The following is a 26440-nucleotide window of genomic DNA, read 5'->3' as shown; positions in this document are numbered from 1 at the left end:
TAAGCTATAAGCTATAAGCTATAAGCTATAAGCTATAAGCTATAAGCTATAAGCTATAAGCTATAAGCTATAAGCAGCCCGAGTTGGCTGCTTATTACCGCTAGGATTGTGGTTGTCCATAAATTTGTTCCGCGCGGTTGAATAAGACCCACGAGGTTAAAATATACTTATCATTTGAAATTGGCTTATTACCACGGTGCGTGTGGGTAAAATAGCCCGGTGCTACGACCATAGAACCCTGTTTAGGCGATATTTTTCGTTGTTGATAGTAAAACTCAGTTTCACCACCTTCTTCTACATCATTTAAATAGAACATAAATAACAGCACACGATGCAGAGCTTCGTTGTGGCCTGCTTGCGGATATACCTCGCTATGCCAATAAGGGTAACCACCTTTATTGATATCGTATTTCTGTGCTTGAATTGGACCCATGCGGAAAATCTGCTGCACGAGTAATGGCAATTGTGGTTTGCCAACTTCTTCAAAATTATCTTGTGTAAGATCAACTGGCTGACCTGTTTTCGGATGATATACCTTTAAACCAAATGCACCTATCATCATGAAAATATGCTCTTCAAGGTATTTAAAGATGTGGCTGGCGGTTGTTTGCTGAATATGCTTAAGTTGCTCAACGTACTCTGGATGATTATTAAGATATAAATCGCGGCTGTCTTTTTTTGCTAAATCCACGCCGCCAGAGGTAATGCCTTGTTTTAAATGCGGGCTTTGTTCAAATACCGTGATAAAGTTGTCGCAAAATTCTTTGCTGAGGGCGTTTTCGTATACGCGAATAAAGTCCGTCATGAGCTACCTTTAGTTTATATTTTTTATAGGGTTACTATGTTTACTGAGACTATCACACCTCGTTTTAGCGAAACTGATGTGCTAGGGCATATCAACAATACCGTACTCCCTGTATGGTTTGAAGCCGCCCGAGCGCCTATTTTCAGGTTTTTTACCCCCGATCTAAACCCTTATGAGTGGAAATTGATCATTGCTAAGGTTGAGGTAAGCTTTGTAGGTGAGTTGTTTTATGGCCACGATGTAACCGTTAAAACCAGTGTAGAGCACATCGGCTCTAGCTCATTTGTGCTTCGCCAAGAAGCATGGCAACAAGATAACTGCTGCGCCGTTGGTAAAACTGTACTCGTGCGTTACGACTTTGCAAACAAATGCTCGCAAAAACTTAATGAGCAGGAAAGGGCTGACCTTACAGCGCATTTAATCGCTGAGGAATAAACCATTTTTTGCCGACATTTCGCAGTACTTGGGTTAAAATGCGCCTTCATTATTTTGACTGAGTAATTTTGGGTTACACGCAATGCTGTTAATGATCGACAATTATGATTCGTTTACCTACAACTTAGTGCAGTATTTTCAGCGCTTAGATCAAGATGTATTGGTAAAACGTAATGACGAGATCAGCATTGCAGAGATCAAACAGCTTAACCCTGAACATATTGTTCTTTCACCCGGCCCATGTTCACCCAACGAAGCGGGTATTTCGTTACAGGTGGTCGAACAGCTAAAAGGTGAAGTGCCTATTCTTGGGATCTGCTTAGGGCATCAAACTATTGCTCAGGCGCTTGGGGCTGAAGTAGTCAGAGCAAAACGAGTTATGCATGGCAAAACTTCATTGGTTAAACATAACAACCAAGGGGTGTTTAAGGGGTTAGCAAACCCACTTACCGTTTGCCGATATCATTCATTAGTGGTTGATAAGCAGCATTTACCTAATGACCTTACAATCACTGCTTTGACTGAGCAAAATTCTGATTTCGAAGAAATAATGGGTTTAATGCATGCTAATTTAGCGCTTGAAGGGGTGCAGTTTCATCCTGAAGCAATTTTGACTCAGCAGGGACTTGAATTACTTGCTAACTTTTTAACTCGCTTCTAATCTTAGGCTAATGAATTAACAAATATGACTGACAATACCCCTGTGCAAATTACTGAAGAAAAACGACAACAAAGGACTTCGATGGTGCTCAATGAACGCGCCCACGATCTATTGCTTGGTCATAGTTTTGCACAGCGCCAAATTGGTTATATTCACACCTTAGAGATTGACTACGGTGAGTCGATGGAGCAACGCACTTTATTAGAGGTGGAAGTTGCAGCCGAAAAGAAGCGACAAAAAAGCAGTACAGCACATCATAAGTACCGTGCTCAGGCGAGTAAGCAGTTACATCAAGTCATAGAAGCAGCTATGAACAAGCAGCTAGAAGACGTCGACTCGGTTGTGCATGAAACAATTGGTATTCAAGATAGTGTTCCAGCGATTTTAGAAATATTAGCAGTACGCTCCGCATCGGTTGGTCGCCTTGAACCTTTAGTTAAAGATTTAAGTTGGTTAGGCCGTGAGTTGGTTGCCTTTGTTAATTTGCCTTTCTATCGTAAGCAGCGTAACAAGCATACCTCGGTTCAAGTTGATAACCCATTATTAGCGCTGCGTTATATTGGTTTAGATAATTTAAAGTTTGTTGTGCCTACATTTGCGGTTCGCCATTGGATGCCTCACAGTACAGAACCATTTCCATTATTAAAGCGTCGTTTGCGCGATAATTCGATGGCGTGTGCTATTGCGGCTCAAGAGCTTGCTAAATTAAATGGTGTAAACGAGGTGCACGCGTTTACCTTAGGTATGTTATTGGATGTTGGCAAAATTGCTTTAGTGCGTTTGTATTTACGCACCTTTGAGCGAGTTTGGCAGCGACAAGTGGCAAAAGCGCGTGAAGAACAAAAGAAAGACTTACACACGGCACTTTTAGAGCTTAAGCCAGATCCCTTGTTTTTAAGCTCATTATTGAGAACTCTGTCAATGAAAGTGACCGCTACTGTTATTGAGCAAATGTCATTTAAGTATTTACCCTTTAATGCGGTGATGCAGCAATTAACAACGCCACTAGCTAAAAACGATGAGTATCTACCACTTACAGAAGTGATATTAAAAGCGCGTTGTTATGCTCAATACTTAAGTTTAAATGAGCACCAATTAGTTGAACAAGACGAAACTGAGCATTGGTTTGCGCACTTTAACTTCACTCAAGAAGAGCTCGATCAGCTTGCAAAATGCAATTTTGATCGCTTCCATATCCAAATTAATTAAAAAAAATGTTAATTTTTTTGCGACTATTCATTCATTGTTTATCAATCCACACTGACAATTTTTCTGTAAGCATGCTCTGCGGTGCTTACTAGCAGCACGCCTTTTTATCGTATTTAGTCTAAAAAACAACCTTCAAATAGTTATTCACTATCCATGAAAAAATATCTCGAGCCCTTTATTTTCAAGGGCTACATGAAAGTTTTCTAAGAGACAGAACGAAAATTTTCTGAAATAATGAACGAATGAAAATTGAACCAAAGAGTAATTTTGGTGAATTTACGCTAAGCTCAATCGGCTAATTAAAATGGCTTAGTTTAGCTTTAAGATGCCACCTTACTCTTCGTGTGCTTACAATTAAGAGGATATAAAATGACAGTCAATCGTGAATTATTTGATCAAGTAATGGTTCCTAACTATGCACCATCAAGTGTTATTCCTGTTCGAGGCGAAGGCTCTCGTGTATGGGACCAAGAAGGTCGCGAATTTATCGATTTTGCTGGTGGTATCGCAGTTAACTGTCTAGGTCACTGCCATCCAGCTCTTGTAAGTGCATTAAAAGAGCAAGGCGAGAAAATTTGGCACTTATCAAATGTAATGACTAATGAGCCTGCACTTCGTCTAGCTAAAAAGCTAACTGATGCAACATTTGCAGAGAAAGTATATTTTGCTAACTCAGGCGCAGAAGCAAATGAAGCGGCACTAAAATTAGCGCGTCGTTTTGCTCTTGATAACTATGGCGAGCAAAAGTCGCAAATTATCTCATTTAATAAAGGTTTCCACGGTCGTACATTCTTTACTGTAACGGTAGGTGGCCAAGCTGCATACTCTGATGGTTTTGGTCCTAAACCTGGCGATATCGTGCACTGTGACTATAACGACTTAGCAGCATTCGAAGCGCTTATCTCTGATAATACGTGTGCGGTAATGATGGAGCCTCTGCAAGGCGAAGGCGGTATCATTTCACCAACCAAAGAATTTGTAGAAGGTGTACGTGAGCTGTGTACTAAACACAATGCACTTTTAATTTTTGATGAAGTACAAACAGGTGTTGGTCGTACTGGTGAGTTATATGCTTATCAAGGTCTAAACGTAACTCCAGATATCTTAACTACAGCCAAAGCGTTAGGTGGTGGTTTCCCAATCGGTGCGATGATCACCACAACTGATATTGCTAAGCACTTAAAAGTAGGTACTCATGGTTCTACTTATGGTGGTAACCCACTTGCATGTGCAGTAGCAGAAGCGGCATTCGATACAGTAAATACACCAGAAGTATTAAATGGTGTTAAAGAAAAGTCAGCATTATTCCGTGAGTTACTAACGGCGATTAACGAAAAGTACAATGTATTCACTGAAATCCGTGGTGAAGGCCTATTAATTGGTGCTGTAGTAACAGAGCAGTTTAAAGGTCGTGCAAAAGAGTTCTTAGTTGCAGCAACAGAAGAAGGCGTGATGTCTTTAGTTGCAGGTGTTGATGTTGTTCGTTTCACTCCGTCACTTGTAATTCCAGAAGCTGATATCCGCGAAGGTATGGCTCGTTTTGAAAAAGCGGTTGCTAAAGTCGCTAATAGTTAATTTCTTAACTGCCAACTCAGGGCAAGCATAGCTTGCCCACATTTCTTAATTTACCGTTATTTATAAGGGAGCAAGCGGACTTATGATGATCCTTCGCCCAATTCAGCAAAGTGATTACGCTTCATTAGTAAAGATTGCCGTAGAGTCAGGACATGGCTTCACATCTTTGCCTAATAATGAACAATTGCTACAAAAGAAAATAGATCATTCTGTCAGCTCATTTGCAAAAGCTGCTCAACAACCAGGTGATGAAGGTTACTTGTTTGTTCTTGAGGATAGCGAGACTGGTGAAGTTGTTGGTACTTCTGGTATCGAAGCAGCTGTTGGTTTAGATGATGCTTTTTATCACTACCACTTAAGTAAAGTGATTCACTCTTCTCGGACCCTTGATGTATACAAAGCTGTTGATATTCTTACCTTGTGTAATGATTACACAGGGGCAACAGAGCTATGCACGTTATTCCTAAAAGATGGCTACCGTAAAAATAATAATGGTAAATTACTCTCAAAAGCGCGTTTTATGTTTATAAACCAGCATAGAGAACGCTTTGCTGAAACTGTGATTGCTGAGATGCGTGGTGTATCAGACGAAAACGGTGAAAGCCCATTCTGGCAATGGTTAGAAGAGCACTTTTTTTCAATGGACTTTCCTACTGCCGACTACCTCACCGGGATTGGTCAAAAGGTGTTCATTGCTGAGTTAATGCCTAAGTACCCAATTTACGTCAACTTATTGAGCAAAGATGCGCAAGCTGTAATCGGTCAAGTGCACGCTAACACGCGTCCTGCTATTGAACTTTTAAAAAACGAAGGTTTCACCTTTAACGGTTACGTAGATATCTTTGACGCAGGCCCAACGGTTGAGGCAAAGATCGAAAATATAGCTACAATTCGTAATGCCAAAACATTCAAAGTTGAAATTGGTGAAAGCCAAGGCGACACCACGGTATTGTTAGCAAACGATAAAATTGCTGATTTTAGAGCAACCGTGACTCAAGTTAGCCTATCATGCGATGCCGATAGCATCACAATCTCAAGTGAATTAGCAAAAGCACTTCACCTAGAAGCGGGTGATTCAGTATCACTAGCAGAACTATAGAATTCAGGAGACATATTAATGACTCATGCAGCGCAATTTATTAATGGTCAATGGCAAGCAGGCCTTGGTCATACTTTTCAGTCTGTTAACCCTGCAAACAACGACGTAATTTGGCAAGCAAACAGTGCAACAGCTGAGCAAGTAGACAGTGCCGTGTCTGCTGCACGTGAAGCATTTTACAGCTGGGCTGATAAATCATTCGCTGAGCGTTTAGCGATTGTAAAAACATTTGCTGAAACGCTAAAAGAGCACAGTGAAGAACTCGCTGTTGCGATTGCACAAGAAACCGGTAAACCACTTTGGGAAACGCGCACTGAAGCAGGTGCTATGGTGGGTAAAATTGCTATCTCTGAAAAAGCATTTTTAGAGCGTACTGGTGATGTTGAAAACCCAATGCCGCAAGGCCGTGCGATGATCCGTCACAAACCTCATGGTGTTGTCGCAGTATTTGGCCCATACAACTTCCCTGGCCACTTACCAAATGGTCATATTGTGCCTGCATTATTAGCAGGTAATACCGTGGTATTTAAACCGTCAGAATTAACGCCTGCTGTTGCTGAGTTAACGTTAAAGTTATGGGAAAAAGCCGGTCTTCCTGCAGGTGTTATCAATCTTGTACAAGGTGAAGTTGAAACCGGTAAAGCGCTTGCGTCTCATAAAGGTATTGATGGCTTATTCTTTACGGGCTCTTCTCGTACTGGTCATATTTTACATGAGCAGTTTGCCGGTCAGCCGGGTAAAATCCTAGCGTTAGAGATGGGGGGCAATAACCCGCTTATCGTCACTGATGTTGCTGATACTAAAGCGGCTATCCACGATATTATCCAATCAGCGTTTATCTCAACCGGTCAACGCTGTACCTGTGCGCGTAAACTGTTTTTACCAAAAGGCGAGCAGGGTGATGCTATCTTAGCCGGTCTTATTAAAGCGACTAAAGCGATTAAAGTAGGTGACTACGACGCAGAAGATCAGCCTTTCATGGGTTCAATGATTTCTGCGGCAGCAGCAGCTGGAATGGTTGCAGCGCAAAAGCAACTTGTTGAGCTTGGTGCTGAAGTGTTAGTTGAACTTACTCACAAAGAAAATACCGGCTTTGTAACACCGGGTATTTTAGAGTGTACCGATGTGGCTAACTTCCCAGATGAAGAGCACTTTGGACCACTGCTTAAAGTGTTCCGCTTTACTGACTTTGATGCCGCTATTGATAAAGCGAATGACACAAGCTTTGGCTTATCAGCCGGTTTATTAAGTGACAGCGCAGCAGATTACGATCACTTCTTACGTCGTATTCGTGCAGGTATCGTAAACTGGAACCGTCCAATCACAGGTGCATCAAGTGCAGCACCATTTGGTGGTATTGGTGCATCGGGTAACCACAGAGCAAGTGCTTACTATGCAGCTGATTATTGTGCATACCCTGTTGCTTCGGTAGAGCTTGAAAAAGTAGCGATGCCAGCGACATTGAGCCCAGGCTTAAAAATCGATTAATAACCGTAAATCATTATAAAAAGCAGCTTAGGCTGCTTTTTTTGTATGAGATGTCTAGCAAAGGTAGCAATTAAAAGCGCTTTCTGCTTAAATCTAAAGAGATAGTTTTTTATTAGGTGTGCAGTCGTATGGTTTTAGATAGGCAAGGGTACGATGATCTTGTCATGTATCTCACTCAAAATTTAGCGCTTTTTGAGAAGCCAGGTCAAATTAAACCAGGAGCTCCAACAGTGTTAGAGCTGATTGAAGACGTGATAGCAGAAAACGTTATGTTACTTTGCGAACAACACACTGAGCTTAATACTGAGCAACGCAGCCAAATTGTTCGCGAAGTAGATGGCATTGTGTATGACTTACAAGAAGTGTTAAGTAGCGTTACAAATCACACTGTAACCGTTGAGCAGCATGCTTTTATTGATGAGTTTGCTGGACTGGTAAAAAACTTATTTGATAACGCCGTGGCTGAAAGCGCTTAACGGCCAGTGTTAGCGCTCTTTTTAAGTTCGCAATCAGCGTGCTTGCGCTTGCAGCTGCAAATCCTCAATTAACTGCTTTACTCCTTGGCCTACCGCTTATCTCTTGCATCTGAGTGTGACTTGCTTACAATCAAGCAAAACAACTTGAAGAGACAAAATAAATGCAAGCGAATGTAAAATGGGTAGAGGGTGATACCTTCATTGGCCTTTCAAACTCAGGCCACAATGTCGTTTTTGATGCTGGAAGCGATAGCGCAGCACCAAGCCCAATGGAAATGGTATTAATGTCGGCAGGTTGCTGCTCATCGGTTGATGTAGTAAGCATTCTAAAAAAAGCAAAGCAATCATTCTCTGATGTGCAAGTGAAGCTAACAGCTGAACGTGCTGAGTCTGCACCTCGCGTGTTTACCAAGATTAACCTACACTTTGTGGTTACCGGTGATAATGTCTCTGAAAAACACCTTGCGAGAGCTGTGCAATTGTCTGCAGAAAAGTATTGCTCTGTAGCCTTAATGCTTGATAAATCAGTAGAAATTACGCATAGCCACGAAGTTGTTCTAGAACAGGTAAAATAACGCTTTTTCCGAGCGGGAAATTCGTATAAAATCCGCGAACTTTTATTTCTGCTGGTGCAGGTTTCACTCGTTTAAAGGTTGGTTTAGCATGAATAAACCCTTCGATAAAATTAAGCTTCATGGCTTTAATAACTTAACTAAGAGCTTAAGCTTTAGTATTTACGATATTTGTTACGCAAAGACTGAACAACAGCGTAAAGAATATATTGAATATATCGACGAACAGTATAGTGCTGATCGCCTTACCGATATTTTAGGTGAAGTTGTGGATATTATTGGTGCAAACATCTTGAATGTTTCTCGCCAAGATTACGATCCGCAAGGTGCCAGTGTGACAATTCTGATCTCAGAAGAGCCAATTGAGCAGCAAACTACCTATGACGTTGATGAAGCGCCGGGTCCTTTGCCTGAAACTGTTGTTGCGCACTTAGACAAGAGCCACATCTGTGTTCACACATACCCAGAAGCACATCCTGATGATGGTATTTGTACGTTCCGTGCTGATATTGAAGTATCAACGTGTGGCATCATCTCGCCATTAAAAGCGTTAAACTTCTTAATTCACAGCCTTGAGTCTGATGTTGTAACAATTGACTACCGCGTACGTGGTTTTACGCGTGATGTGGATGGTGTTAAGCACTATATCGACCACGCAATTAACTCAATTCAGAACTACATGACTGAAGATACAAAAGAAGCGTACCAAATGATGGACGTAAACGTGTATCAAGAGAACTTGTTTCACACTAAGATGATGCTAAAAGAAACTGACTTGAATACTTATTTATTCGGTGTTTCTACAGCAGATCTTTCAGAAGACGAAGAAGAAGAAATTCGTTCTAAGTTAACTCGTGAGATGCAAGAAATCTTCTACGGTCGTAACTTACCAGACACAGAGTAAGTAGCCGCAAGCTTAAAAAAAACGGCGTGTAATGTATGTTACACGCCGTTTTTTATTTCAGGCTTTGTGTTGTGGCAGTTGTAACTGCGAACCCTCAGTTACTTAATAAGTAGCAACTCTGTTTGTCTGCCATCAAGATACCAAACTCCAGAGCTATCAAAAAAAGCATCTTCTTCGAGCATAATACGGATCTCTTTGTTCCAAGGCTCTATATATACAGCATTATTTAACTCAATCGAATACGCCGTATTTAAGTTAAGCGGGTAGTCACCGTCGCCAGCAACACCTTGTTGAGAATCCCACATGCCCAATGTTGTACCTGCTGCGTGGCCATGATAACCAATTGGGTGCGTGTAGATGGTTGGCTTTAATCCTTTAGCAATTGCCTCGGCGCGTGATTCTTTCAGTACTTCGTTACCGGTTTTCCCGATTGCAAAATGTGAAGTAAAAATATCTTGCAATTGATTACCGCGTTTTAATGCGTTTATTAAATACTCGGGTGCTTGTGTTTCATTTTCTTTTAACACATAAGCATGTTGTTGAGTGTCAGTATTTAAACGCAAATAGGTAATACCAAAATCAACATGCAGCAGATCCCCTGCTTGAATAATTTGCTTATCACCTTCACTAAAACTGGTCTCATGGTCAAAAGTTGTTTTATCGGCACGTTGTATACTGACGCTTGGGTGAAACCATGTTTGCAGTTTTAATTCCCTTACCCGCTCTCTAAGCCACCAAGTTAAATCTGTGGTTGAAGTTTTACCGACAGTGATGACTTTACTTGAAAACCCCTCAGCAATAATTTGATGCGCAATGGCGACCGCTTTTTTATACATTGCTATTTCTTCAGGTATGCGTTGTTCTAGCCAAGCTACCGCGAGGGGCTCTGCAGAAATCAGTTTATTAAGGTATTTATTTGGGAGAGCACTTTTAAGTGCATTAAAATCGCTAACAACGAGCCCATCTGCATGAGCCCAGATTTTTGATGTGTTAAGTGCGATATTTTTGGGTTGATATTGCTCAATCAGTTCAACTAAGGCTAACCATTGATCTGGCTGCTGTTGTTTGTCCCATGCTTTTTTAAATACAGTGCCTATGCTGTAGGGCGCTATTGCGAGTGCGTCAACTTCGCCTTGTTTATTGAGTGCAAAAACAAGTATGGTTGTTCGCCTTGCAGAAAGCCAAGTTGCCGGCAGAAAGGTTTTTAAAATAGGATCTTCATTGTATTCGCGGCTAATCATAAGCCACATATCAATATTATGTTGCTTCATAAGCGAGGGCAAAAGCGTTTTAACCCTAAGCTCTGTGACTTTATCTATAAAAGCAGCGCGCTCCTTCATTGGTAGAACCGATAATTCACTCGCCTTAATGGGCAATGCCCACAAGCTACATAGTATTAGCGCTAGCATAATGTTTGTTTTATTTAGCACGTTGTTGTTTCCTTTATTATTTTTATAAACTGCTTAAAAACATAGCAACACTCTATACAATAAACGAGTAATTTAAGGTGAATTACAGGTTTCTATGCGTAAACTCGCTTGCTAAAGTAAAGGTGTAGATTGGGAATAAAGTTAAGGATAATAATGAATCAGCAGGTATTTTTAGCAAAACAGGTTCGTGAAAATGAAGGCCCAGCAGCTAAACGGTGTGGTGTAACACTTTATGAGCTAATGGAACGGGCCGGACAAGCGACTTATCAGCATCTACTTAACTACTTTCCTGATGCTAAAAAGTTTGTTGTATTAACTGGCGTTGGTAATAACGCTGGTGATGGCTATGTTGTGGCACGCTTAGCTAAACATGCTGGGATGCAGGTGACGGTTATAGCAGCAAAACCTGAGCAACCCCTTAAAGGGGATGCGCTCACCGCCCAGCAAGCTTGGTTAGAATTAGGTGGGACAATTACTGCAGATCTAAGCTTAATTAAAACAGCTGACATCATCATTGATGGCTTGCTCGGCACGGGTATTCAAAGCGAGGTGCGAGAGCCATTCGCACAATTAATTAAAGCAGCCAACGAAAGCCAAGTGCCAGTTGTTGCTATTGACCTCCCGTCAGGCATTAATGCAGACACAGGTGTAGTACAGGGAGTTGCAATAAAAGCAGCGCTCACCGTCACCTTTGTGGGTATTAAACAAGGTTTAGTAACTGGGCAAGGACGAGCACATACAGGAGAGCTTGAGTTTGCAGACTTAGCTATTCAAGATACCTTTTTACAATTGACGACACCTACTGCAGAGCTAATCAATTATAAGGCCCTGTCGAGGCTTCCCAAGCGCGATAACAACAGCCATAAAACCAGTCATGGTAAATTGCTGTGCATTGGTGGTAATGCCGGCACCGCAGGCGCAATTCGTTTAACTGCAGAAGCCGCTCTTCGCACAGGTGCGGGCATGGTTAAAGTGTATACCCATAGCAGTTCTATTCTGCCAGTGAGCATTGGGCGGCCTGAGATTATGGTTACCGATACACATTTAATTAGTGCGCTAGAATGGGCGAGTTGTATTGCTATTGGTCCTGGGCTTGGACAGGACGCGTGGTCCGAAACAACCTTTGAAACGGTCATGCAGTATTGCTTTACTAATAATAAGCCATTGGTTATTGATGCTGATGCACTTAATTTAATAGCTCAGCATGCTTCTTCATTTCCATTAGCCAATACGGTTATAACACCGCACCCCGGTGAGGCTGCAAGACTGCTTAATTGTCGCGCTAACGATATTGAAGAAAATCGCTTTCATGCGGTAAAACAGCTTGCACGCAGCTATACCACTACTTGTGTACTCAAAGGTGCTGGCAGTTTAATTGCAGACAAGAATAAAACATGGGTGTGTACAGATGGAAATCCTGCACTTGCCGTTGGCGGCAGTGGTGATGTTTTAACAGGTATCATCGCGGCACTTATCGCACAGGGGCTAACTACCCAGCAAGCAGCCTGCCTAGGGGTCTGCTTACATGCGAAAGCGGGTGATATCGCCGCTGAGCGCGATGGTGAGCGTGGTATGTTGCCAAGTGACTTGTTCGCGATAGTGAGGGAGTTGGTTAACTGAGTGGTCAGTTTCTGATAGCTTAAATTGATAGCTAAAAGAAAACCCAGCCGAAGCTGGGTTTTTTAAGCAAGGTACTTAGGGAGAGATGTTTATCACATCATGCCGCCCATACCACCCATGCCGCCCATGCCGCCCATATCAGGAGCACCAGCGTCGTCTTTAGGGATTTCAGCAACCATTGCTTCAGTTGTGATCATAAGACCCGCGATTGAAGCTGCGTACTGTAGTGCAGAACGCGTTACTTTAGTTGGGTCTAAGATACCCATTTCGATCATGTCGTTGTACTCGCCAGATGCTGCGTTGTAACCGTAGTTACCTTCACCGCCTTTCACTGAGTTAACAACAACAGATGCTTCGTCACCTGCGTTAGTTACGATTTGACGAAGTGGTGCTTCCATCGCACGTAGTGCAACTTTAATACCGTGGCTTTGGTCTTCGTTGTCGCCAACTAGCTCAGCAAGTTTGCTTGCTACGCGAACTAGTGCAACACCACCACCCGGTACAACACCTTCTTCAACCGCTGCGCGAGTTGCGTGTAGAGCATCTTCTACGCGGTCTTTCTTCTCTTTCATTTCGATTTCAGTTGCTGCGCCAACTTTGATTACTGCAACACCGCCAGCTAGTTTAGCCATGCGCTCTTGTAGTTTCTCTTTATCGTAGTCAGACGTTGCTTCTTCGATTTGTGCCTTGATTTGTGCAACACGGCCGTTGATACCGTCTTCTTCACCTGCACCATCGATGATTGTTGTATCATCTTTAGTGATCACAACGCGTTTCGCTGTACCTAAGTCTTCGATTGTGGCTTTTTCTAGCTCTAAACCGATTTCTTCAGAAATTACTGTACCACCAGTTAATACTGCGATGTCTTGTAGCATTGCTTTACGACGGTCGCCAAAACCTGGCGCTTTAACTGCAGAAACTTTTACGATGCCGCGCATGTTATTTACAACAAGTGTTGCAAGTGCTTCACCTTCAAGGTCTTCAGCAATAATTAGTAGTGGCTTGCTAGCTTTAGCAACCGCTTCTAATGTAGGTAGTAGCTCACGAATGTTAGATACTTTTTTGTCTACAAGTAGAATGTAAGGGTTGTCTAGCTCTACAGCGCCTTTTTCAGCGTTGTTGATGAAGTAAGGAGACAGGTAACCGCGGTCAAACTGCATACCTTCAACTACGTCTAGTTCGTTTTCTAACGACTGACCTTCTTCAACAGTGATAACGCCTGAATCACGGCCAACTTTTTCCATTGCTTCTGCAATGATGTCACCGATTTCTTTATCAGAGTTAGCAGAAATAGTACCTACTTGAGCAATCGCTTTAGTGTCTGCACATGGTACAGAAAGCGCTTTAAGCTCTTCAACAGCAGCAGTAACTGCTTTATCGATACCACGCTTAAGGTCCATTGGGTTCATACCCGCTGCAACTGCTTTTAAGCCTTCGTTTACGATAGCTTGCGCTAATACAGTTGCTGTTGTTGTACCGTCACCTGCAGCGTCATTCGCTTTAGACGCTACTTCTTTAACCATTTGTGCGCCCATGTTTTCGAACTTGTCTTCAAGCTCGATTTCTTTAGCTACAGACACACCATCTTTAGTGATTACAGGAGCACCGAAAGATTTGTCTAATACAACGTTACGACCTTTAGGACCTAAAGTTACTCTTACTGCGTTTGCTAAAATATTTACGCCAGTTAGCATTTTGCTACGTGCGTCACCTGCAAAAAGTACTTCTTTTGCTGCCATGATTAAATTCCTCTTAAATTCTGTAAACGGGTTGCTAAACGAAAAGTAGGATTAGCCTACAATGCCTAGAATGTTATCTTCACGCATGATCAGGTACTCTTGACCTTCGATCTTTTCAGCTTTTTCAACATAAGAGCCGAACAGCACAGTGTCACCGGCTTTAACTTCTAATGCTCTTACTTCACCGTTGTCTAAAACACGGCCATTACCAACAGCGATAACTTCTCCGCGAGTTGATTTTTCAGCTGCAGAGCCAGTTAATACAATACCGCCAGCAGACTTAGTTTCTTCTTCTAGACGCTTAACGATGACGCGATCATGTAAAGGACGAATGTTCATTTATTTAGTTCTCCTAACAGTTTCTGAACAGTACAGAAAAAATCTTGTGTTATTGCAGGGGAGTGCTAAGCCACCCGTTGCGTTTCATTGCCTTCATTAATGGGGGTGGCTTAAAAAAATCCAAGTACAAAAATTAAAAAATTTTAATCTTTTCGCTCAAATTCACCATCAATAGTTGTCGGTTGATGAGTTGGCTCTTCGTGTTGGGGTGCTTTACTGTGGTATTGAAAGTGTGCAGAGCCTTGATTCGCTTGTGAACTCATACGCACAGTTGCATGGCTGGCAAGGCTTGTAGCTAATTTATTACGTATTGCTGGGGTAAGTAATAAAAAGCCAAAAAAGTCTGTCATTATGCCAGGAGTCATTAATAACACTCCGGCAATAATCACACACAAGCCAGTAAATAATTCTTTCGCAGGCATTTGCCCTTGCGCCATTTGTAGTTGCACATTTTGGATTGCTCCCATGCCTTGCTGCTTCACTAATTTGGCACCAACAATGGCCGTGACGATAACTAGCGCTATGGTGGCAAACCCGCCAATGACTTCACTCACTTGAATAAGTAAGGCAATCTCCACTATCGGCACTAAAATAAATAACAAAAACAAAAATCTAAACATAACGCTCTCTAAAAATGTCACTCTCTTTGGAGTCAATGAAATATAAGTTGGGGTGATCGGGTCTTTTTTCAAGCTGGAGCCATGGATCACCTAGCTCGCTACACATTATTGCTGCTATCAGCTACTATGGTGCGACTCACGTGATCAAAAAAAGGTTCCTTATGAATACGCATTATCGACTGATTTTTACTACTTGTGCGAATGAAGCTGAGGCTCGTCAGCTGGCTCAACACCTAGTGAAAGAAAAGCTAGCTGCCTGTGTCAATATTCTGCCTACTATCGAATCTATCTATATGTGGGAAGGCGAGTTAACGCAAGCGACAGAGAGTAAATTACTGATCAAAACTAAATCAGAAAAAATGAATGAGGTGATCCAAACTATCAAGAAATTGCATAGTTATGAGGTCCCTGAGATTCAGGTCGTTGATGTAGCAACAGGCAATTTAGCCTATTTTAATTGGATGGATGAGGTACTTAATTAATGCGATCGTTCCTTTTATTACTTTGCGCACTATGGTTATTGCCTGCAAGCGCAAGTAATAGTAATTTACTTGGTAATTTACTGCAGCAACCGGCAGAACACACCTTTCTCCCTGTTGATAAAGCCTTTGTTTTTGATTTTGATCAGCAAGGTAAAACCTTATTCATTGGTTGGGATATAGCGCCCGATTATTATCTTTATAAAAAGAAAGTCGAAATTATTGCCAAGGGAGCTGATATAGAGGTGCCTGAGCTTGGTAAAGGCGTCATTATTGAAGATGAGTTTTTTGGTAAGACCGAAGTATTTTTTGATTCATTAAGTGTGATAACAAAAGTAAGCAACATCACAGATGGGGCAGTTGTTAAAGTTCGTTTTCAAGGCTGTGCCGAAGCGGGGTTATGTTATCCGCCAGAAGTGAGAACTATTCCTTTATCTGTGATTGCTGGTGAGCAAGTATCGCAAACTGCAGATACTGGCAATGCATTGGCTGCATTAACACAAGCCGCAGAGGCAAATGACGCATCATCAGCGCCTTCTCAAGAAGTATCAAAACCAGTTGGTGAGCAGTCATATACCGATAAACTAGCGTCACAAGGTTTACTAACGAACCTAGTTATCTTCTTTTTAGTCGGTGTTGGTCTGGCTTTTACACCATGCGTATTCCCAATGTTTCCGATTTTGTCGAGCCTTATTGCAGGTCAGCAGAACCTATCGACTAAAAAAGCGTTTTCGCTGTCGTTTGTTTATGTGCAAGGGATGGCAGTTACCTATGCAGCACTGGGCTTAGTGGTTGCATCTTTAGGTGGGCAAGTACAAGGGTATTTGCAGCATCCTACAGTACTAATCAGCTTTAGTATCTTATTTGTATTGCTAGCAATGTCGATGTTTGGCTGGTACGAAATTAAACTGCCAAGCGGCATGATGAATAAACTCACTCAGGTTAGCAACCAGCAAAAAGGCGGCAACTATGTTGGCGTATTTATGATGGGTGTACTGTCTGGCTTAATTGCTTCACCTTGTACTACTGCACCACTGTCAGCTGCATTGCTTTATGTTGCACAAAGTGGTGATTATTTAGTGGGAGGTTTAACTTTGTATGTACTGAGCTTAGGCATGGGACTGCCTTTATTATTGCTAGGTACATCAGGTGGTAAACTACTTCCTAAAGCCGGTGGTTGGATGGAACAAGTGAAAACGTTATTCGGTTTCATTATGCTAGTTGTGCCGCTAATTCTGCTAGAGCGCATTGTTGATATCGAGATCATTTGGTTAATGGCTGGTTTATTAGCACTTGCTACAGCCTTGTACTTACATCATTGGCAAAGTGGTCAATCGCAAGGTAAGTTAAAAACAGCATTATGGTTTGCTGCAACCTTACTGGTTGTGACTGGAGCGAGTTTAACGAAAAGTTATTTTTGGCCTACTAAAGCGGCGGTTGCACAAGCTGAAGTGCAAACACATGGCTTTAGACAAGTTGCTAATTTAAGTGAATTGAAAGAAGAGATTGCAAAGGCAAGTAGCGAAGGGCGCTTAGTAATGGTCGACTTATACGCTGACTGGTGCGTCGCGTGTAAAGAGTTTGAACACTACACGTTTCCTGATGCTAAGGTACAAGAACAATTTGCGCACTTTGAGTTAATCCAAATCGATTTAACCGAAAGTGATGCAAAAACCATTGAGCTAATGGAAGAATACACGGTATTCGGGTTACCCAGCATTTTGTTCTTTGACAGCCAAGGTAATGAGCTTTTAGAGCAACGTGTAACAGGCTTTTTAAATGCTAAAGACTTTGCAGAACATCTGGCAAAAGTGCGAAATACTGCTAAATAAACGCAAACGTGCTAGAAAATAGCAAAACGCCACTCATCTGAGTGGCGTTTTTGTTTCTCACTAAGAAAAAGTACTCAAACTAAAAGTAAATGAGTGATTTTTGTTGTAAAAGTTCAATTAAACAGCAAGTGAATACATTGATTAACCCTGTTGTGTGCCTTGCTATGCCTACATTTGCTTTGTGCTATGAGTGATTAGACCAGTATTTTGCTGCTATTTACGTCGAAATATCTATAATAGGTGGTTAACGTGAGAAATAGTTGCTATTTTACATCGATACGCTTAGGTTAAGCGTGGGTTTATGATGAATATGGTTAAACTGCTTACTTAAAGGATATATCGCGTATTATGGCTGCAAAATTCAAACTTTTAGTTCTTAATGGGCCAAATTTAAACATGCTTGGCAAGCGTGAACCAGAAAAGTACGGCACCCAATCTCTTGATGAGATTATCGCTGAACTTAGTCAGGTTGCTGCGGGTCACAATGTTGATTTAACGCATTTTCAAAGTAACAGTGAAGCTGCATTAATAGAGCGAATTCACGATGCATGGCAAGTGGTTGATGCAATTATTATTAACCCTGCCGCATTTACGCATACAAGCGTTGCCTTACGGGATGCATTACTCAGTGTAAACATTCCCTTTTACGAGGTGCATTTAAGTAATGTGCACGCACGGGAGGCATTTCGTCATCATTCGTATTTCTCGGATGTGGCACAAGGCATTATCGTAGGATTAGGAGCAATGGGTTATAAAGTAGCACTTGAAGCTGCGGTTAGCCGGTTGCAAAACACACATTAATTTTAAATAAAACTTACAGGCGGGTCGTTCATGGATATTCGCAAGATCAAAAAACTTATCGAACTAGTAGAAGAATCTGGTATTGCTGAATTAGAAATCACTGAAGGTGAAGAATCAGTACGCATTAATCGTAACAACATGAGTGCAGCGCCTGCAATGCAGTATGCTCCTCAACAGTACGCAGCGCCTGCACCAGCGCCAGCAGCTCCTGCTCCTGCAGCAGAAGCGCCAGCGGCAGACGCAGCACCAGCAGCACCAACAGGTCATCAAGTTAAATCGCCTATGGTTGGTTCTTTCTACTCAGCAGCTTCTCCTGAAGCAGCACCTTATGTAGAAGTAGGTTCAAAAGTAAATGTTGGCGACACGTTATGTATCGTTGAAGCAATGAAAATGATGAACCAAATCGAATCTGATAAAGCCGGCACAGTAAAAGCTATCTTAGTTGAAAATGGCGAGCCAGTAGAATTCGATCAACCTTTATTCATCATTGAATAACAGCGCAACAAAAGGCCAACTCTATGTTAGATAAAGTAGTCATTGCAAACCGAGGTGAAATTGCACTTCGCGTACTGCGCGCCTGCAAAGAGCTTGGGATCAAAACTGTTGCTGTGCATTCAACGGCAGACCGTGATCTTAAGCACGTGTTACTGGCAGACGAAACAATTTGTATTGGTAAACCAGCAGCCACTGAAAGTTACTTAGATATTCCGCGCATTATTGCAGCGGCAGAAGTAACAGACGCAGTTGCTATCCACCCAGGTTATGGTTTCCTTTCTGAAAATGCAGACTTTGCTGATCAAGTTGAGCAAAGCGGCTTTGTATTTATCGGTCCTAAAGGCGACACGATTCGTTTAATGGGTGATAAAGTTTCTGCAATCGAAGCGATGCGTAAAGCGGGTGTACCTTGTGTACCAGGTTCTGATGGCCCATTAACGGCAGACAGTGAGCGCAACATTCAAATCGCTAAGCGTATTGGTTACCCTGTAATCATTAAAGCAGCAGGTGGCGGCGGTGGTCGTGGTATGCGTGTTGTTCGCAGCGAAAAAGAGCTGATTGATTCAATCGCTCTTACTCAGCAAGAAGCAAAGCAGTTCTTTGGTAATGGCATGGTTTACATGGAAAAATTCCTTGAAAACCCACGTCACATCGAAGTTCAAGTACTTGCAGACGGTCAAGGCAATGCAGTTCACTTAGGTGAGCGTGATTGTTCAATGCAACGTCGTCACCAAAAAGTTGTTGAAGAAGCGCCAGCGCCAGGTATCACGGCTGAAATGCGTAAGTTCATCGGTGACCGTTGTACTCGTGCATGTATCGAAATTGGTTATCGCGGTGCAGGTACGTTCGAATTCTTATATGAAAACGGCGAGTTCTATTTCATCGAAATGAATACCCGTATTCAGGTTGAGCACCCAGTAACAGAAATGGTCACTGGCGTTGACTTAATCAAAGAGCAGTTAAAAATTGCAGCTGGCCAACCATTATCATTCACTCAAGAAGATGTGGTTATTCGTGGTCACGCAATTGAGTGTCGTATTAATGCGGAAGACCCAGAAACATTTATTCCATCACCAGGTAAAATCACGCGATTCCACCCTGCTGGCGGTTTAGGTATTCGTTGGGACAGCCACATCTATGCAGATTACACAGTACCACCTCATTACGATTCAATGATTGGTAAGCTTATCTGTTACGGTGAAAACCGTGATGTAGCAATTGCTCGTTCACGCAATGCGTTAAACGAATTAGTGATTGATGGCATCAAGACCAATACGCCACTGCACAAGAAAATCTTGGCAGATGAGAACTTCCAAAACGGTGGTACAAACATCCACTACCTTGAGAAGAAACTCGGTCTGTAAAAAAATTCTGTTTAAGCTAAAAAGCCGGCAACTTTGCCGGCTTTTTTATGTCAAATTAGGCATAAGAGCGGCTCTCGCCTTATAAAAATTATCTGGTATGATTAACAAAGTAATGTGTTTTTAGTTTTTCATGAGGTAACAATGACCGACAGTGTTGGTTTTCCACTGGCTGATGAAGCTGCAACGGTAAATATGGGTAATCAACTTGCAGCGTTGATGGATCAAGGGGCTGTCATTTATTTGCACGGTGATTTAGGTGCCGGTAAAACCACATTAACCCGTGGTATCGTGCAGGGTTTTGGTCATCAAGGAAAGGTTAAGAGTCCGACATATACACTGGTTGAGCCTTATCAACTAACTAAAGCTGATGTTTATCACTTTGATTTATATCGTTTAGGTGATCCTGAAGAGCTTGAATATATGGGCATTCGTGATTATTTTTCGCCACAGGCTATTTGTGTTGTTGAATGGCCAGAGAAGGGAGGTGAATTTATCCCAACTCCCGACCTTGATATTACTTTGCGTTATGACGGTGAGGCACGTGCTATTGTTATTAATAGCTTAACTAAGCGCGGTCAATCTATTGTCGAACAATTGAAGAGCGTGTAAGAATAAACATATAAAAATAAAGGTGTACTAGTAAAAATGGGTCGTTGTACGTTTAAACTATTAACTATTTTAATGTTTTTGGTTGTGAGCCAGGTTGCGCTTGCACAAAATACTATTAATAGCGTACGCGTTTGGCCCTCACCAGATAGCACCCGTGTGGTATTTGATCTAGATGAAAAGCCTGATTACAGCTATTTCATGCTGAAAAACCCTGCGCGTTTAGTCATTGATCTAAAAGATACTGATAAGCTCGATAACTTGCCTGTTATTCCGCAAAAGCATCAAATAGTTTCAAAACTTCGTTACTCAAAGCCTAAAGATAGCAAAAGTGTGCGTTTTGTTTTTGAACTAGCACGCGCCAGCAAACCTGTGGTGTTTGCCTTATTACCTACCGAACCATACAAGCACCGTTTAGTCGTTGATCTCATCGACAAAACACCGAAAGCTGAGCCTATTGCTGCAACGAATACCAGCGTTAAAAAGCGTGAGCTACAGCAAGAGCGCGATATCGTGATTGCCATTGATGCAGGTCACGGTGGTGAAGACCCAGGCTCAATTGGTCCATCGGGTACTTATGAAAAAGATATTACGCTACAAATAGCCAAGCGCTTAGAGCGAATGATCGATGCCGAAAAAGGCATGATTTCGCGCATGGTGCGCCGTAGTGATTATTTTGTTAACTTAAATACGCGAACCAGCATTGCCCGTGAGAAAAAGGCCGATTTCTTTGTCTCGATTCATGCAGATGCGTTTACTAGCCCGCAGCCAAATGGTGCTTCTGTGTGGGTGCTCTCACTGCGCCGCGCTAACTCAGAAATAGGTAAGTGGATTGAAGATAAAGAGAAGCACTCCGAGCTTTTGGGTGGTGCCGCTGGGGTATTAAAAGATACCGCGAGCGAAAAATATTTAGCACAAGCATTGCTTGATATGTCGATGGATCATTCGATGAAAACAGGCTTTAGTGTTGCACAAGAAGTAGTTAGCGAATTAAGAAAAGTAGCTAAAATGCATAAGAAGCAACCACAAGCGGCGAGCCTTGCGGTATTAAAATCACCGGATATTCCGTCTATTTTGGTCGAGACAGGGTTTATTTCGAATCCGCGTGAAGAGCGAATGCTAAAAACGGCGCAGCATCAGGAGCGCTTAGCGAAAGCAATTTTCACCTCAATTAAAAATTACTACATGCAAAATCCCCCAGATGACTCGTTATTTGCGAAATTAAAAGCGCAATTTCCAACAAAGCACAGAGTACGTCCGGGTGAGTCGTTAAGTATTTTGGCAAGTAGATATAACACCTCTGTTAGTAAGCTAAAAACGGTCAATAACTTAAAATCGAATACCTTGTTTATAGGTCAAGAGCTTGATATTCCGCAAAGCTAGTCAATTTTCGTGTTAGGAACACTATGAGTATAGAAATACTACCCGCGCGATTGGCTAACCAAATTGCTGCGGGTGAAGTGGTTGAACGCCCTGCATCGGTTGTAAAAGAGCTGGTCGAAAACAGTTTAGATGCTGGCGCAACGCGCATTCAAATAGATATTGAACGGGGTGGTCATAAGCTCATTCGCATTCGCGATAATGGCTCTGGTATTAATAAAGATGAGCTAACCCTCGCGCTTTCACGCCATGCCACGAGTAAACTAAAATCACTCGATGATCTTGAGAACATTTGCTCGCTGGGTTTTCGTGGTGAAGCACTGGCGTCTATAAGCTCTGTATCACGGTTAACATTAAGTTCAAAGCCAAAACACCAAGAGGCCGCATGGCAAGCCTTTGCTGAAGGTCGTGACATGGCTGTGCAAGTAAAACCAACCGCACATCCTGATGGTACTACTATCGAGGTTAAAGACTTGTTCTTTAACACGCCAGCACGCCGTAAATTTCTTCGCACCGAAAAAACCGAGTTTTCACATATTGATGAACTTATAAAGCGCATTGCGCTGAGTCGTTTTGATGTGTCTATTACGCTTACTCATAACGGTAAAGTGGTGCGTCAATACCGTGCTAAACCAAACCCTGAGCAAGCAATAACGCGTGTAGCACAAGTTGCTGGAAAAGCCTTTAGTGAACAAGGGCTGCATATTCAATCTGGTGAAGCTGGTTTGATGCTGCGTGGTTGGGTATTACCAGTGGGCTCATCGAATAGCACGCAATATACCTATGTTAATAATCGCATGATGCGCGATAAACTCATTTTGCATGCGATCCGCCAAGCGTTTGAAGAAGTCGCAGGTTCAGAAGAGCTACCAGGCTTTGTAATTTATATTGATATTGATCCTCGTCAGGTCGATGTAAACGTGCACCCGGCTAAGCATGAAGTGCGTTTTCATCAAGGTCGTTTAGTGCATGACTTTATTTTGCAGGCAATTAAACAAGTTGTTGTGCCGCTTCAGCAAGAGGCTGGTTTTGTTCAGGAGCCGACCTTTGACCGCACTCCGTTTGCCGAGGCTAATTCACAAAGCTCGCAGCCACACTTTAATCAGGCTATGGCAACTGAGCAATATGATTACCCTAAATCTGAATTACAGCCAACACGCTCACCGAGTTATTCAGGAGCCACAGGGCGCTCAGGTGGAGGTTTTAGTAGCAACAGCCAAGGACGCAGTAAAACATCGCATCAAGATGTGAATGCTTTTTATCAAGGGATCAGTGAGCAACATGCCGCGCATTTTGATCAAGTAAGCCCAGAGCCAAGCATTGCTGCCCCCGTTACTGAGCAGACAAAGCTTGCCAAACTCATTCACGTACGTGAAGGTGAGTGTGTGTTTAGTGAAGATAATCAATTGTTTGCTGCTCACTTTAAACATGCCTTAGCACTCGACTGGCAAGCCCAAGTAGAGCAAGCGGGTAGCCTTGACGGCAAAGCCTTATTATTACCTGTAAGAGTCAATGCAAGTGCTGACGATATGAACGCTTTAAATGCTCAGCAGTCGTGGTTTACCTTACTAGGCTTTGATTTAATACTTGAAAAACAGTTTGTGATGGTAAAAAAATTACCACCCTGTCTTTATTTACTCGATGTGAGTAATGCTATTGAACGGCTGATCAACGGCTGTAAAGCATCAGCTAATTCGCTTGATGAATGGCTAAATTGGCTGGTTCAGCAAATACCAACACGTTATTACGCAAGCCAAGCCTTCGCGGAGCAAGTATCGCGGTTAGAAAATAATCCACAAACTATGCAACGTTTACGCGAAAAAGCGGTTAAAATAGAACTATCTCAGTTTTTAAATTAAGCAAGGTATTTAGGCTTGAATAACTTACCGGTCATTTTTTTAATGGGACCAACCGCTGCGGGGAAAACCGATTTAGCAATTTCATTGTGTGAGCATTTAAACACTGAAATAATCAGTGTTGATTCAGCATTGGTCTATAAAGATATGGATATAGGCACAGCAAAACCAAACACTGAAGAGCTTGCTCGTGCGCCACATCATTTGATTGATATTATTGACCCTGCAGAAAGTTATTCAGTGGCGGATTTTCGCCGTGATGCGATTGAAAAGATTGATCTATTTCATAAGCAAGGTAAAGTACCTGTCCTAGTAGGCGGTACAATGATGTACTTTAAGTCGCTTATTGATGGCCTATCGCCGCTACCAGAAGCATCACCGGAAGTTCGCGGTGAGCTGGAAAAAGAAGCAAAACAATTTGGTTGGCCTCATTTGCATAAAGAGCTGATGAATATCGACCCAGATGCTGCGAATAAAATGAGTGAAAATGATTCACAACGAATTAATCGCGCATTAGAAGTGTATCGTATTACAGGTAAAACAATGACTGAGCTGCAAAAACAAAAGCAGCCTGAGCTACCTTATACTTTTCATCAATTTGCCATTGCGCCTGATGATCGCAGTGAATTACATAAGCGGATTGAGAAAAGGTTTAAAATAATGCTCGAACAGGGGTTTGAAAATGAAGTTTCGTCCCTATATAGACGTAAGGATTTACACCCAGATCTACCTTCAATACGTTGTGTAGGTTATAGACAAATGTGGGATTACATTGCAGGCGAAATTGACTATGATGAAATGGTTTTTCGCGGTATTGCAGCCACACGACAGTTAGCCAAGCGGCAGTTAACTTGGTTAAGAGGTTGGCCTGAAGTAACTTGGTTAACCACGGGTGATGAAGAAAACTTGCAACGTGTAGTAAGTTCGCTAAGCTAGTAGTAGTTAGAACTTTTTTAGCTTTGTTAAATTAGTTCAGCTACTTAATTATAATAACACCTAGAACGAAGGAAAATAACATGGCAAAAGGCCAGTCGTTACAAGACCCATTTTTAAATGCGTTACGTCGTGAGCGCATTCCAGTATCAATCTTTTTGGTTAATGGCATTAAGTTGCAGGGTAAAATCCAGTCATTTGACCAATTTGTTATTTTACTTGAAAACACCGTAAATCAAATGGTGTATAAACACGCTATTTCAACTGTTGTTCCAGCGCGTTCTGTTAACTTCCAAGGTGTTCAAGGAAGTGATGATTCAGAAGAGCAAGAACCTGGAAATTTTTAAACTTAGGAGCGTAATGCTTGTTTGACCGTTATGAAGCCGGCGAACAGGCAGTTTTAGTTCATATCGACTTACCTAAAGAGGGAGATCGTGAAGATCTTCACGAATTAGAGTTGTTGGTATCTTCTGCTGGTGTTAGTAGTTTGGCGATTGTGCAAGGCAGTCGTCAAGCACCTCATCCGAAGCTTTTCGTCGGTACCGGAAAAGCAGAAGAAATCGCTGAAACTGTCAAAATCCACAATGCAGATGTCATTATTTTCAACCATCAACTTAGCCCGTCACAGGAACGCAATTTAGAGCGCGTTTGTCAGTGCCGTGTACTTGATCGTACGAGTTTGATCCTTGATATTTTTGCGCAGCGAGCGCGTACTCACGAAGGTAAACTTCAAGTTGAGTTAGCTCAGCTAAGGCATATTTCTACCCGCTTGATCAGAGGTTGGACCCACCTTGAAAGACAAAAAGGCGGGATAGGTTTACGTGGTCCGGGTGAAACCCAGCTCGAAACCGATAGACGATTGCTACGTGCAAGAATTAAAAATATTCGTGCCCGTTTAGATAAAGTGGCTGTTCAACGTGAGCAAGGGCGTCGTGCGCGAACGCGTAACGAAATCCCTACAGTATCGCTAGTGGGTTATACCAATGCGGGTAAATCAACATTATTTAACCGTATTACTGATTCTGATGTGTATGCAGCTGATCAGTTATTTGCAACGCTAGATCCAACTCTACGTAAGTTGGATATTGGCGATATCGGCCCCGTAATTTTAGCCGATACAGTTGGTTTTATCCGTCATCTACCTCATGATTTAGTAGCGGCGTTTAAAGCAACCTTAACTGAAACCCGCGAAGCTGATTTACAGTTACATGTTATCGACGTGGCAGACCCTCGACGTAAAGAAAATATTGAGCAAGTACAGTCTGTTTTAAAAGAGATTGAAGCAGATGAGGTGCCGCAGTTACTAGTTTATAACAAAATAGATGCGCTAGATGACGTTGCGCCGCGTATAGATAGAAACGACGAAGGTCAGCCGATTCGAGTTTGGTTGTCTGCGCGTACAGGTGTAGGTTGCGAGCTACTATCAGAGGCAATTAATGAGTTACTTGCCAAGAAGATGTTTGCTGATGAGCTAAAATTACCCCCTCAGCATGGTCGTATTCGAGCTGCACTATTTAATTTAAACGCGGTTCATCAAGAGAGTTTTGATGAACAAGGTAACTGGCTGTTGTCAGTACGATTACCTATGGCAGAGTGGAACCGCTTGAAAAAAGAAATGGGACAAGAGCTCGATTCTTTTATTGCAGCTGACTAAAAGTTACCAGCATTTGTCTTTTTTAGTATGAGAAATGCTGTAGATTTGATAGATTTAACCTAATTCAT

At 42.2% G+C, this 26440-nt stretch carries 26 protein-coding genes; 21 read left to right on the top strand and 5 right to left on the bottom strand.

Translation table 11 applies throughout. The features are described from left to right. Positions 1–100: 100 nt before the first annotated feature. Positions 101–805 (bottom strand): 2OG-Fe(II) oxygenase, encoded by a 705-nt coding sequence (locus tag AAEU31_RS12155; protein ID WP_421967315.1) that lies wholly within the window; start codon positions 803–805, stop codon positions 101–103. Between the two features lie 36 nt (positions 806–841). Between AAEU31_RS12155 and AAEU31_RS12150 the strand changes: the two genes are divergently transcribed. The 9 genes from AAEU31_RS12150 (at position 842) to speD (ending at position 9224) form a co-directional block, all read left to right on the top strand. Next, positions 842–1240: an acyl-CoA thioesterase gene (locus AAEU31_RS12150; protein ID WP_054552415.1), complete on the top strand. Its 399-nt coding sequence runs from the start codon at positions 842–844 to the stop codon at positions 1238–1240. An 82-nt stretch (positions 1241–1322) separates the two neighbouring features. Beyond that, positions 1323–1901, top strand: coding sequence for an anthranilate synthase component II (locus AAEU31_RS12145; RefSeq protein WP_421967314.1), 579 nt, complete (start codon positions 1323–1325; stop codon positions 1899–1901). A gap of 48 nt (positions 1902–1949) precedes the next feature. Continuing rightward, complete coding sequence (locus AAEU31_RS12140; protein WP_138556718.1) at positions 1950–3110, top strand: HDOD domain-containing protein; 1161 nt, start codon at positions 1950–1952, stop codon at positions 3108–3110. Between the two features lie 369 nt (positions 3111–3479). After that, complete coding sequence (locus tag AAEU31_RS12135; RefSeq protein WP_421967313.1) at positions 3480–4685, top strand: aspartate aminotransferase family protein; 1206 nt, start codon at positions 3480–3482, stop codon at positions 4683–4685. Between the two features lie 82 nt (positions 4686–4767). After that, positions 4768–5784 (top strand): arginine N-succinyltransferase, encoded by a 1017-nt coding sequence (gene astA / locus AAEU31_RS12130; RefSeq protein WP_138556677.1) that lies wholly within the window; start codon positions 4768–4770, stop codon positions 5782–5784. Positions 5785–5802: 18 nt separating this feature from the next. After that, positions 5803–7272, top strand: coding sequence for a succinylglutamate-semialdehyde dehydrogenase (gene astD / locus AAEU31_RS12125; protein ID WP_199527636.1), 1470 nt, complete (start codon positions 5803–5805; stop codon positions 7270–7272). Positions 7273–7400: 128 nt separating this feature from the next. Beyond that, on the top strand, positions 7401–7748 hold the full coding sequence (locus AAEU31_RS12120; protein WP_135923256.1) for a DUF3802 family protein: 348 nt from the start codon (positions 7401–7403) through the stop codon (positions 7746–7748). A gap of 161 nt (positions 7749–7909) precedes the next feature. Continuing rightward, on the top strand, positions 7910–8323 hold the full coding sequence (locus tag AAEU31_RS12115) for an OsmC family protein (RefSeq protein WP_138556679.1): 414 nt from the start codon (positions 7910–7912) through the stop codon (positions 8321–8323). An 88-nt stretch (positions 8324–8411) separates the two neighbouring features. Further along, positions 8412–9224 (top strand): adenosylmethionine decarboxylase, encoded by an 813-nt coding sequence (speD, locus tag AAEU31_RS12110; protein ID WP_063701590.1) that lies wholly within the window; start codon positions 8412–8414, stop codon positions 9222–9224. A gap of 98 nt (positions 9225–9322) precedes the next feature. Here the strand turns inward: speD and AAEU31_RS12105 are convergent, their stop codons facing one another. Next, positions 9323–10633, bottom strand: coding sequence for a M24 family metallopeptidase (locus tag AAEU31_RS12105; RefSeq protein WP_421967364.1), 1311 nt, complete (start codon positions 10631–10633; stop codon positions 9323–9325). 171 nt (positions 10634–10804) lie between these two features. Here AAEU31_RS12105 and AAEU31_RS12100 point away from each other — a divergent pair, with 171 nt between their 5' ends. Next, positions 10805–12274, top strand: coding sequence for an NAD(P)H-hydrate dehydratase (locus AAEU31_RS12100; RefSeq protein WP_421967363.1), 1470 nt, complete (start codon positions 10805–10807; stop codon positions 12272–12274). A gap of 92 nt (positions 12275–12366) precedes the next feature. Here AAEU31_RS12100 and groL read toward each other — a convergent pair whose 3' ends face one another. From groL to AAEU31_RS12085, 3 genes are all read right to left on the bottom strand, one after another. Then, complete coding sequence (gene groL / locus AAEU31_RS12095) at positions 12367–14013, bottom strand: chaperonin GroEL (protein WP_135923258.1); 1647 nt, start codon at positions 14011–14013, stop codon at positions 12367–12369. Positions 14014–14064: 51 nt separating this feature from the next. Beyond that, the gene (locus AAEU31_RS12090) at positions 14065–14352 is read right to left on the bottom strand and encodes a co-chaperone GroES (RefSeq protein ID WP_036973362.1); all 288 of its coding nucleotides are present in this window, start codon (positions 14350–14352) and stop codon (positions 14065–14067) included. A gap of 143 nt (positions 14353–14495) precedes the next feature. Then, the gene (locus AAEU31_RS12085; protein WP_253038523.1) at positions 14496–14972 is read right to left on the bottom strand and encodes an FxsA family protein; all 477 of its coding nucleotides are present in this window, start codon (positions 14970–14972) and stop codon (positions 14496–14498) included. 161 nt (positions 14973–15133) lie between these two features. Between AAEU31_RS12085 and cutA the strand changes: the two genes are divergently transcribed. The 11 genes from cutA (at position 15134) to hflX (ending at position 26372) form a co-directional block, all read left to right on the top strand. Beyond that, positions 15134–15454: a divalent-cation tolerance protein CutA gene (gene cutA / locus AAEU31_RS12080; protein WP_135923260.1), complete on the top strand. Its 321-nt coding sequence runs from the start codon at positions 15134–15136 to the stop codon at positions 15452–15454. Next, positions 15454–17283 carry a protein-disulfide reductase DsbD gene (locus AAEU31_RS12075; protein WP_421967312.1) on the top strand — a complete coding sequence of 610 codons (1830 nt, stop codon included), beginning with the start codon at positions 15454–15456 and terminating at the stop codon, positions 17281–17283. Before cutA ends, AAEU31_RS12075 begins: the two co-directional genes overlap by 1 nt. A 348-nt stretch (positions 17284–17631) precedes the next feature. Continuing rightward, entirely contained in the window at positions 17632–18084 is a 453-nt protein-coding gene (gene aroQ / locus AAEU31_RS12070; protein ID WP_135923262.1) for a type II 3-dehydroquinate dehydratase, read from the top strand. Positions 18085–18114: 30 nt separating this feature from the next. Beyond that, a complete protein-coding gene (accB, locus tag AAEU31_RS12065) occupies positions 18115–18579 on the top strand; it encodes an acetyl-CoA carboxylase biotin carboxyl carrier protein (protein WP_135923263.1) in 465 nt (154 codons plus the stop codon). Positions 18580–18602: 23 nt separating this feature from the next. Further along, positions 18603–19943 carry an acetyl-CoA carboxylase biotin carboxylase subunit gene (gene accC / locus AAEU31_RS12060; protein WP_138556681.1) on the top strand — a complete coding sequence of 447 codons (1341 nt, stop codon included), beginning with the start codon at positions 18603–18605 and terminating at the stop codon, positions 19941–19943. A 141-nt stretch (positions 19944–20084) separates the two neighbouring features. After that, positions 20085–20552 carry a tRNA (adenosine(37)-N6)-threonylcarbamoyltransferase complex ATPase subunit type 1 TsaE gene (gene tsaE / locus AAEU31_RS12055; RefSeq protein WP_199527639.1) on the top strand — a complete coding sequence of 156 codons (468 nt, stop codon included), beginning with the start codon at positions 20085–20087 and terminating at the stop codon, positions 20550–20552. Between the two features lie 72 nt (positions 20553–20624). Next, on the top strand, positions 20625–21932 hold the full coding sequence (locus tag AAEU31_RS12050; RefSeq protein WP_421967362.1) for an N-acetylmuramoyl-L-alanine amidase: 1308 nt from the start codon (positions 20625–20627) through the stop codon (positions 21930–21932). Between the two features lie 23 nt (positions 21933–21955). Beyond that, positions 21956–23788, top strand: a complete 1833-nt coding sequence (gene mutL, locus AAEU31_RS12045) for a DNA mismatch repair endonuclease MutL (RefSeq protein WP_421967311.1) — start codon at positions 21956–21958, stop codon at positions 23786–23788. A gap of 15 nt (positions 23789–23803) precedes the next feature. Further along, positions 23804–24721 (top strand): tRNA (adenosine(37)-N6)-dimethylallyltransferase MiaA, encoded by a 918-nt coding sequence (miaA, locus tag AAEU31_RS12040; protein ID WP_281546935.1) that lies wholly within the window; start codon positions 23804–23806, stop codon positions 24719–24721. Positions 24722–24801: 80 nt separating this feature from the next. Further along, the gene (hfq, locus tag AAEU31_RS12035; RefSeq protein ID WP_130050381.1) at positions 24802–25065 is read left to right on the top strand and encodes an RNA chaperone Hfq; all 264 of its coding nucleotides are present in this window, start codon (positions 24802–24804) and stop codon (positions 25063–25065) included. A gap of 17 nt (positions 25066–25082) precedes the next feature. Further along, complete coding sequence (gene hflX, locus AAEU31_RS12030; protein WP_135923269.1) at positions 25083–26372, top strand: ribosome rescue GTPase HflX; 1290 nt, start codon at positions 25083–25085, stop codon at positions 26370–26372. Positions 26373–26440: the final 68 nt, after the last annotated feature.

The organism is Pseudoalteromonas thalassia (genome assembly GCF_049257215.1).
In the GTDB taxonomy this organism is placed as follows: Bacteria; Pseudomonadota; Gammaproteobacteria; order Enterobacterales; family Alteromonadaceae; genus Pseudoalteromonas; species Pseudoalteromonas lipolytica_C.
This window is presented reverse-complemented; position numbering and strand designations above follow the sequence as displayed.

Coding starts and splice junctions, on each gene's coding strand:
- AAEU31_RS12155 (WP_421967315.1), bottom strand. CDS start 805: ATGACGGACTTTATTCGCGTATACGAAAACGCCCTCAGCAAAGAATTT.
- AAEU31_RS12150 (WP_054552415.1), top strand. CDS start 842: ATGTTTACTGAGACTATCACACCTCGTTTTAGCGAAACTGATGTGCTA.
- AAEU31_RS12145 (WP_421967314.1), top strand. CDS start 1,323: ATGCTGTTAATGATCGACAATTATGATTCGTTTACCTACAACTTAGTG.
- AAEU31_RS12135 (WP_421967313.1), top strand. CDS start 3,480: ATGACAGTCAATCGTGAATTATTTGATCAAGTAATGGTTCCTAACTAT.
- astA (WP_138556677.1), top strand. CDS start 4,768: ATGATGATCCTTCGCCCAATTCAGCAAAGTGATTACGCTTCATTAGTA.
- astD (WP_199527636.1), top strand. CDS start 5,803: ATGACTCATGCAGCGCAATTTATTAATGGTCAATGGCAAGCAGGCCTT.
- AAEU31_RS12120 (WP_135923256.1), top strand. CDS start 7,401: ATGGTTTTAGATAGGCAAGGGTACGATGATCTTGTCATGTATCTCACT.
- AAEU31_RS12115 (WP_138556679.1), top strand. CDS start 7,910: ATGCAAGCGAATGTAAAATGGGTAGAGGGTGATACCTTCATTGGCCTT.
- speD (WP_063701590.1), top strand. CDS start 8,412: ATGAATAAACCCTTCGATAAAATTAAGCTTCATGGCTTTAATAACTTA.
- AAEU31_RS12105 (WP_421967364.1), bottom strand. CDS start 10,633: ATGCTAGCGCTAATACTATGTAGCTTGTGGGCATTGCCCATTAAGGCG.
- groL (WP_135923258.1), bottom strand. CDS start 14,013: ATGGCAGCAAAAGAAGTACTTTTTGCAGGTGACGCACGTAGCAAAATG.
- AAEU31_RS12090 (WP_036973362.1), bottom strand. CDS start 14,352: ATGAACATTCGTCCTTTACATGATCGCGTCATCGTTAAGCGTCTAGAA.
- AAEU31_RS12085 (WP_253038523.1), bottom strand. CDS start 14,972: ATGTTTAGATTTTTGTTTTTGTTATTTATTTTAGTGCCGATAGTGGAG.
- cutA (WP_135923260.1), top strand. CDS start 15,134: ATGAATACGCATTATCGACTGATTTTTACTACTTGTGCGAATGAAGCT.
- AAEU31_RS12075 (WP_421967312.1), top strand. CDS start 15,454: ATGCGATCGTTCCTTTTATTACTTTGCGCACTATGGTTATTGCCTGCA.
- aroQ (WP_135923262.1), top strand. CDS start 17,632: ATGGCTGCAAAATTCAAACTTTTAGTTCTTAATGGGCCAAATTTAAAC.
- accB (WP_135923263.1), top strand. CDS start 18,115: ATGGATATTCGCAAGATCAAAAAACTTATCGAACTAGTAGAAGAATCT.
- accC (WP_138556681.1), top strand. CDS start 18,603: ATGTTAGATAAAGTAGTCATTGCAAACCGAGGTGAAATTGCACTTCGC.
- tsaE (WP_199527639.1), top strand. CDS start 20,085: ATGACCGACAGTGTTGGTTTTCCACTGGCTGATGAAGCTGCAACGGTA.
- AAEU31_RS12050 (WP_421967362.1), top strand. CDS start 20,625: ATGTTTTTGGTTGTGAGCCAGGTTGCGCTTGCACAAAATACTATTAAT.
- mutL (WP_421967311.1), top strand. CDS start 21,956: ATGAGTATAGAAATACTACCCGCGCGATTGGCTAACCAAATTGCTGCG.
- hfq (WP_130050381.1), top strand. CDS start 24,802: ATGGCAAAAGGCCAGTCGTTACAAGACCCATTTTTAAATGCGTTACGT.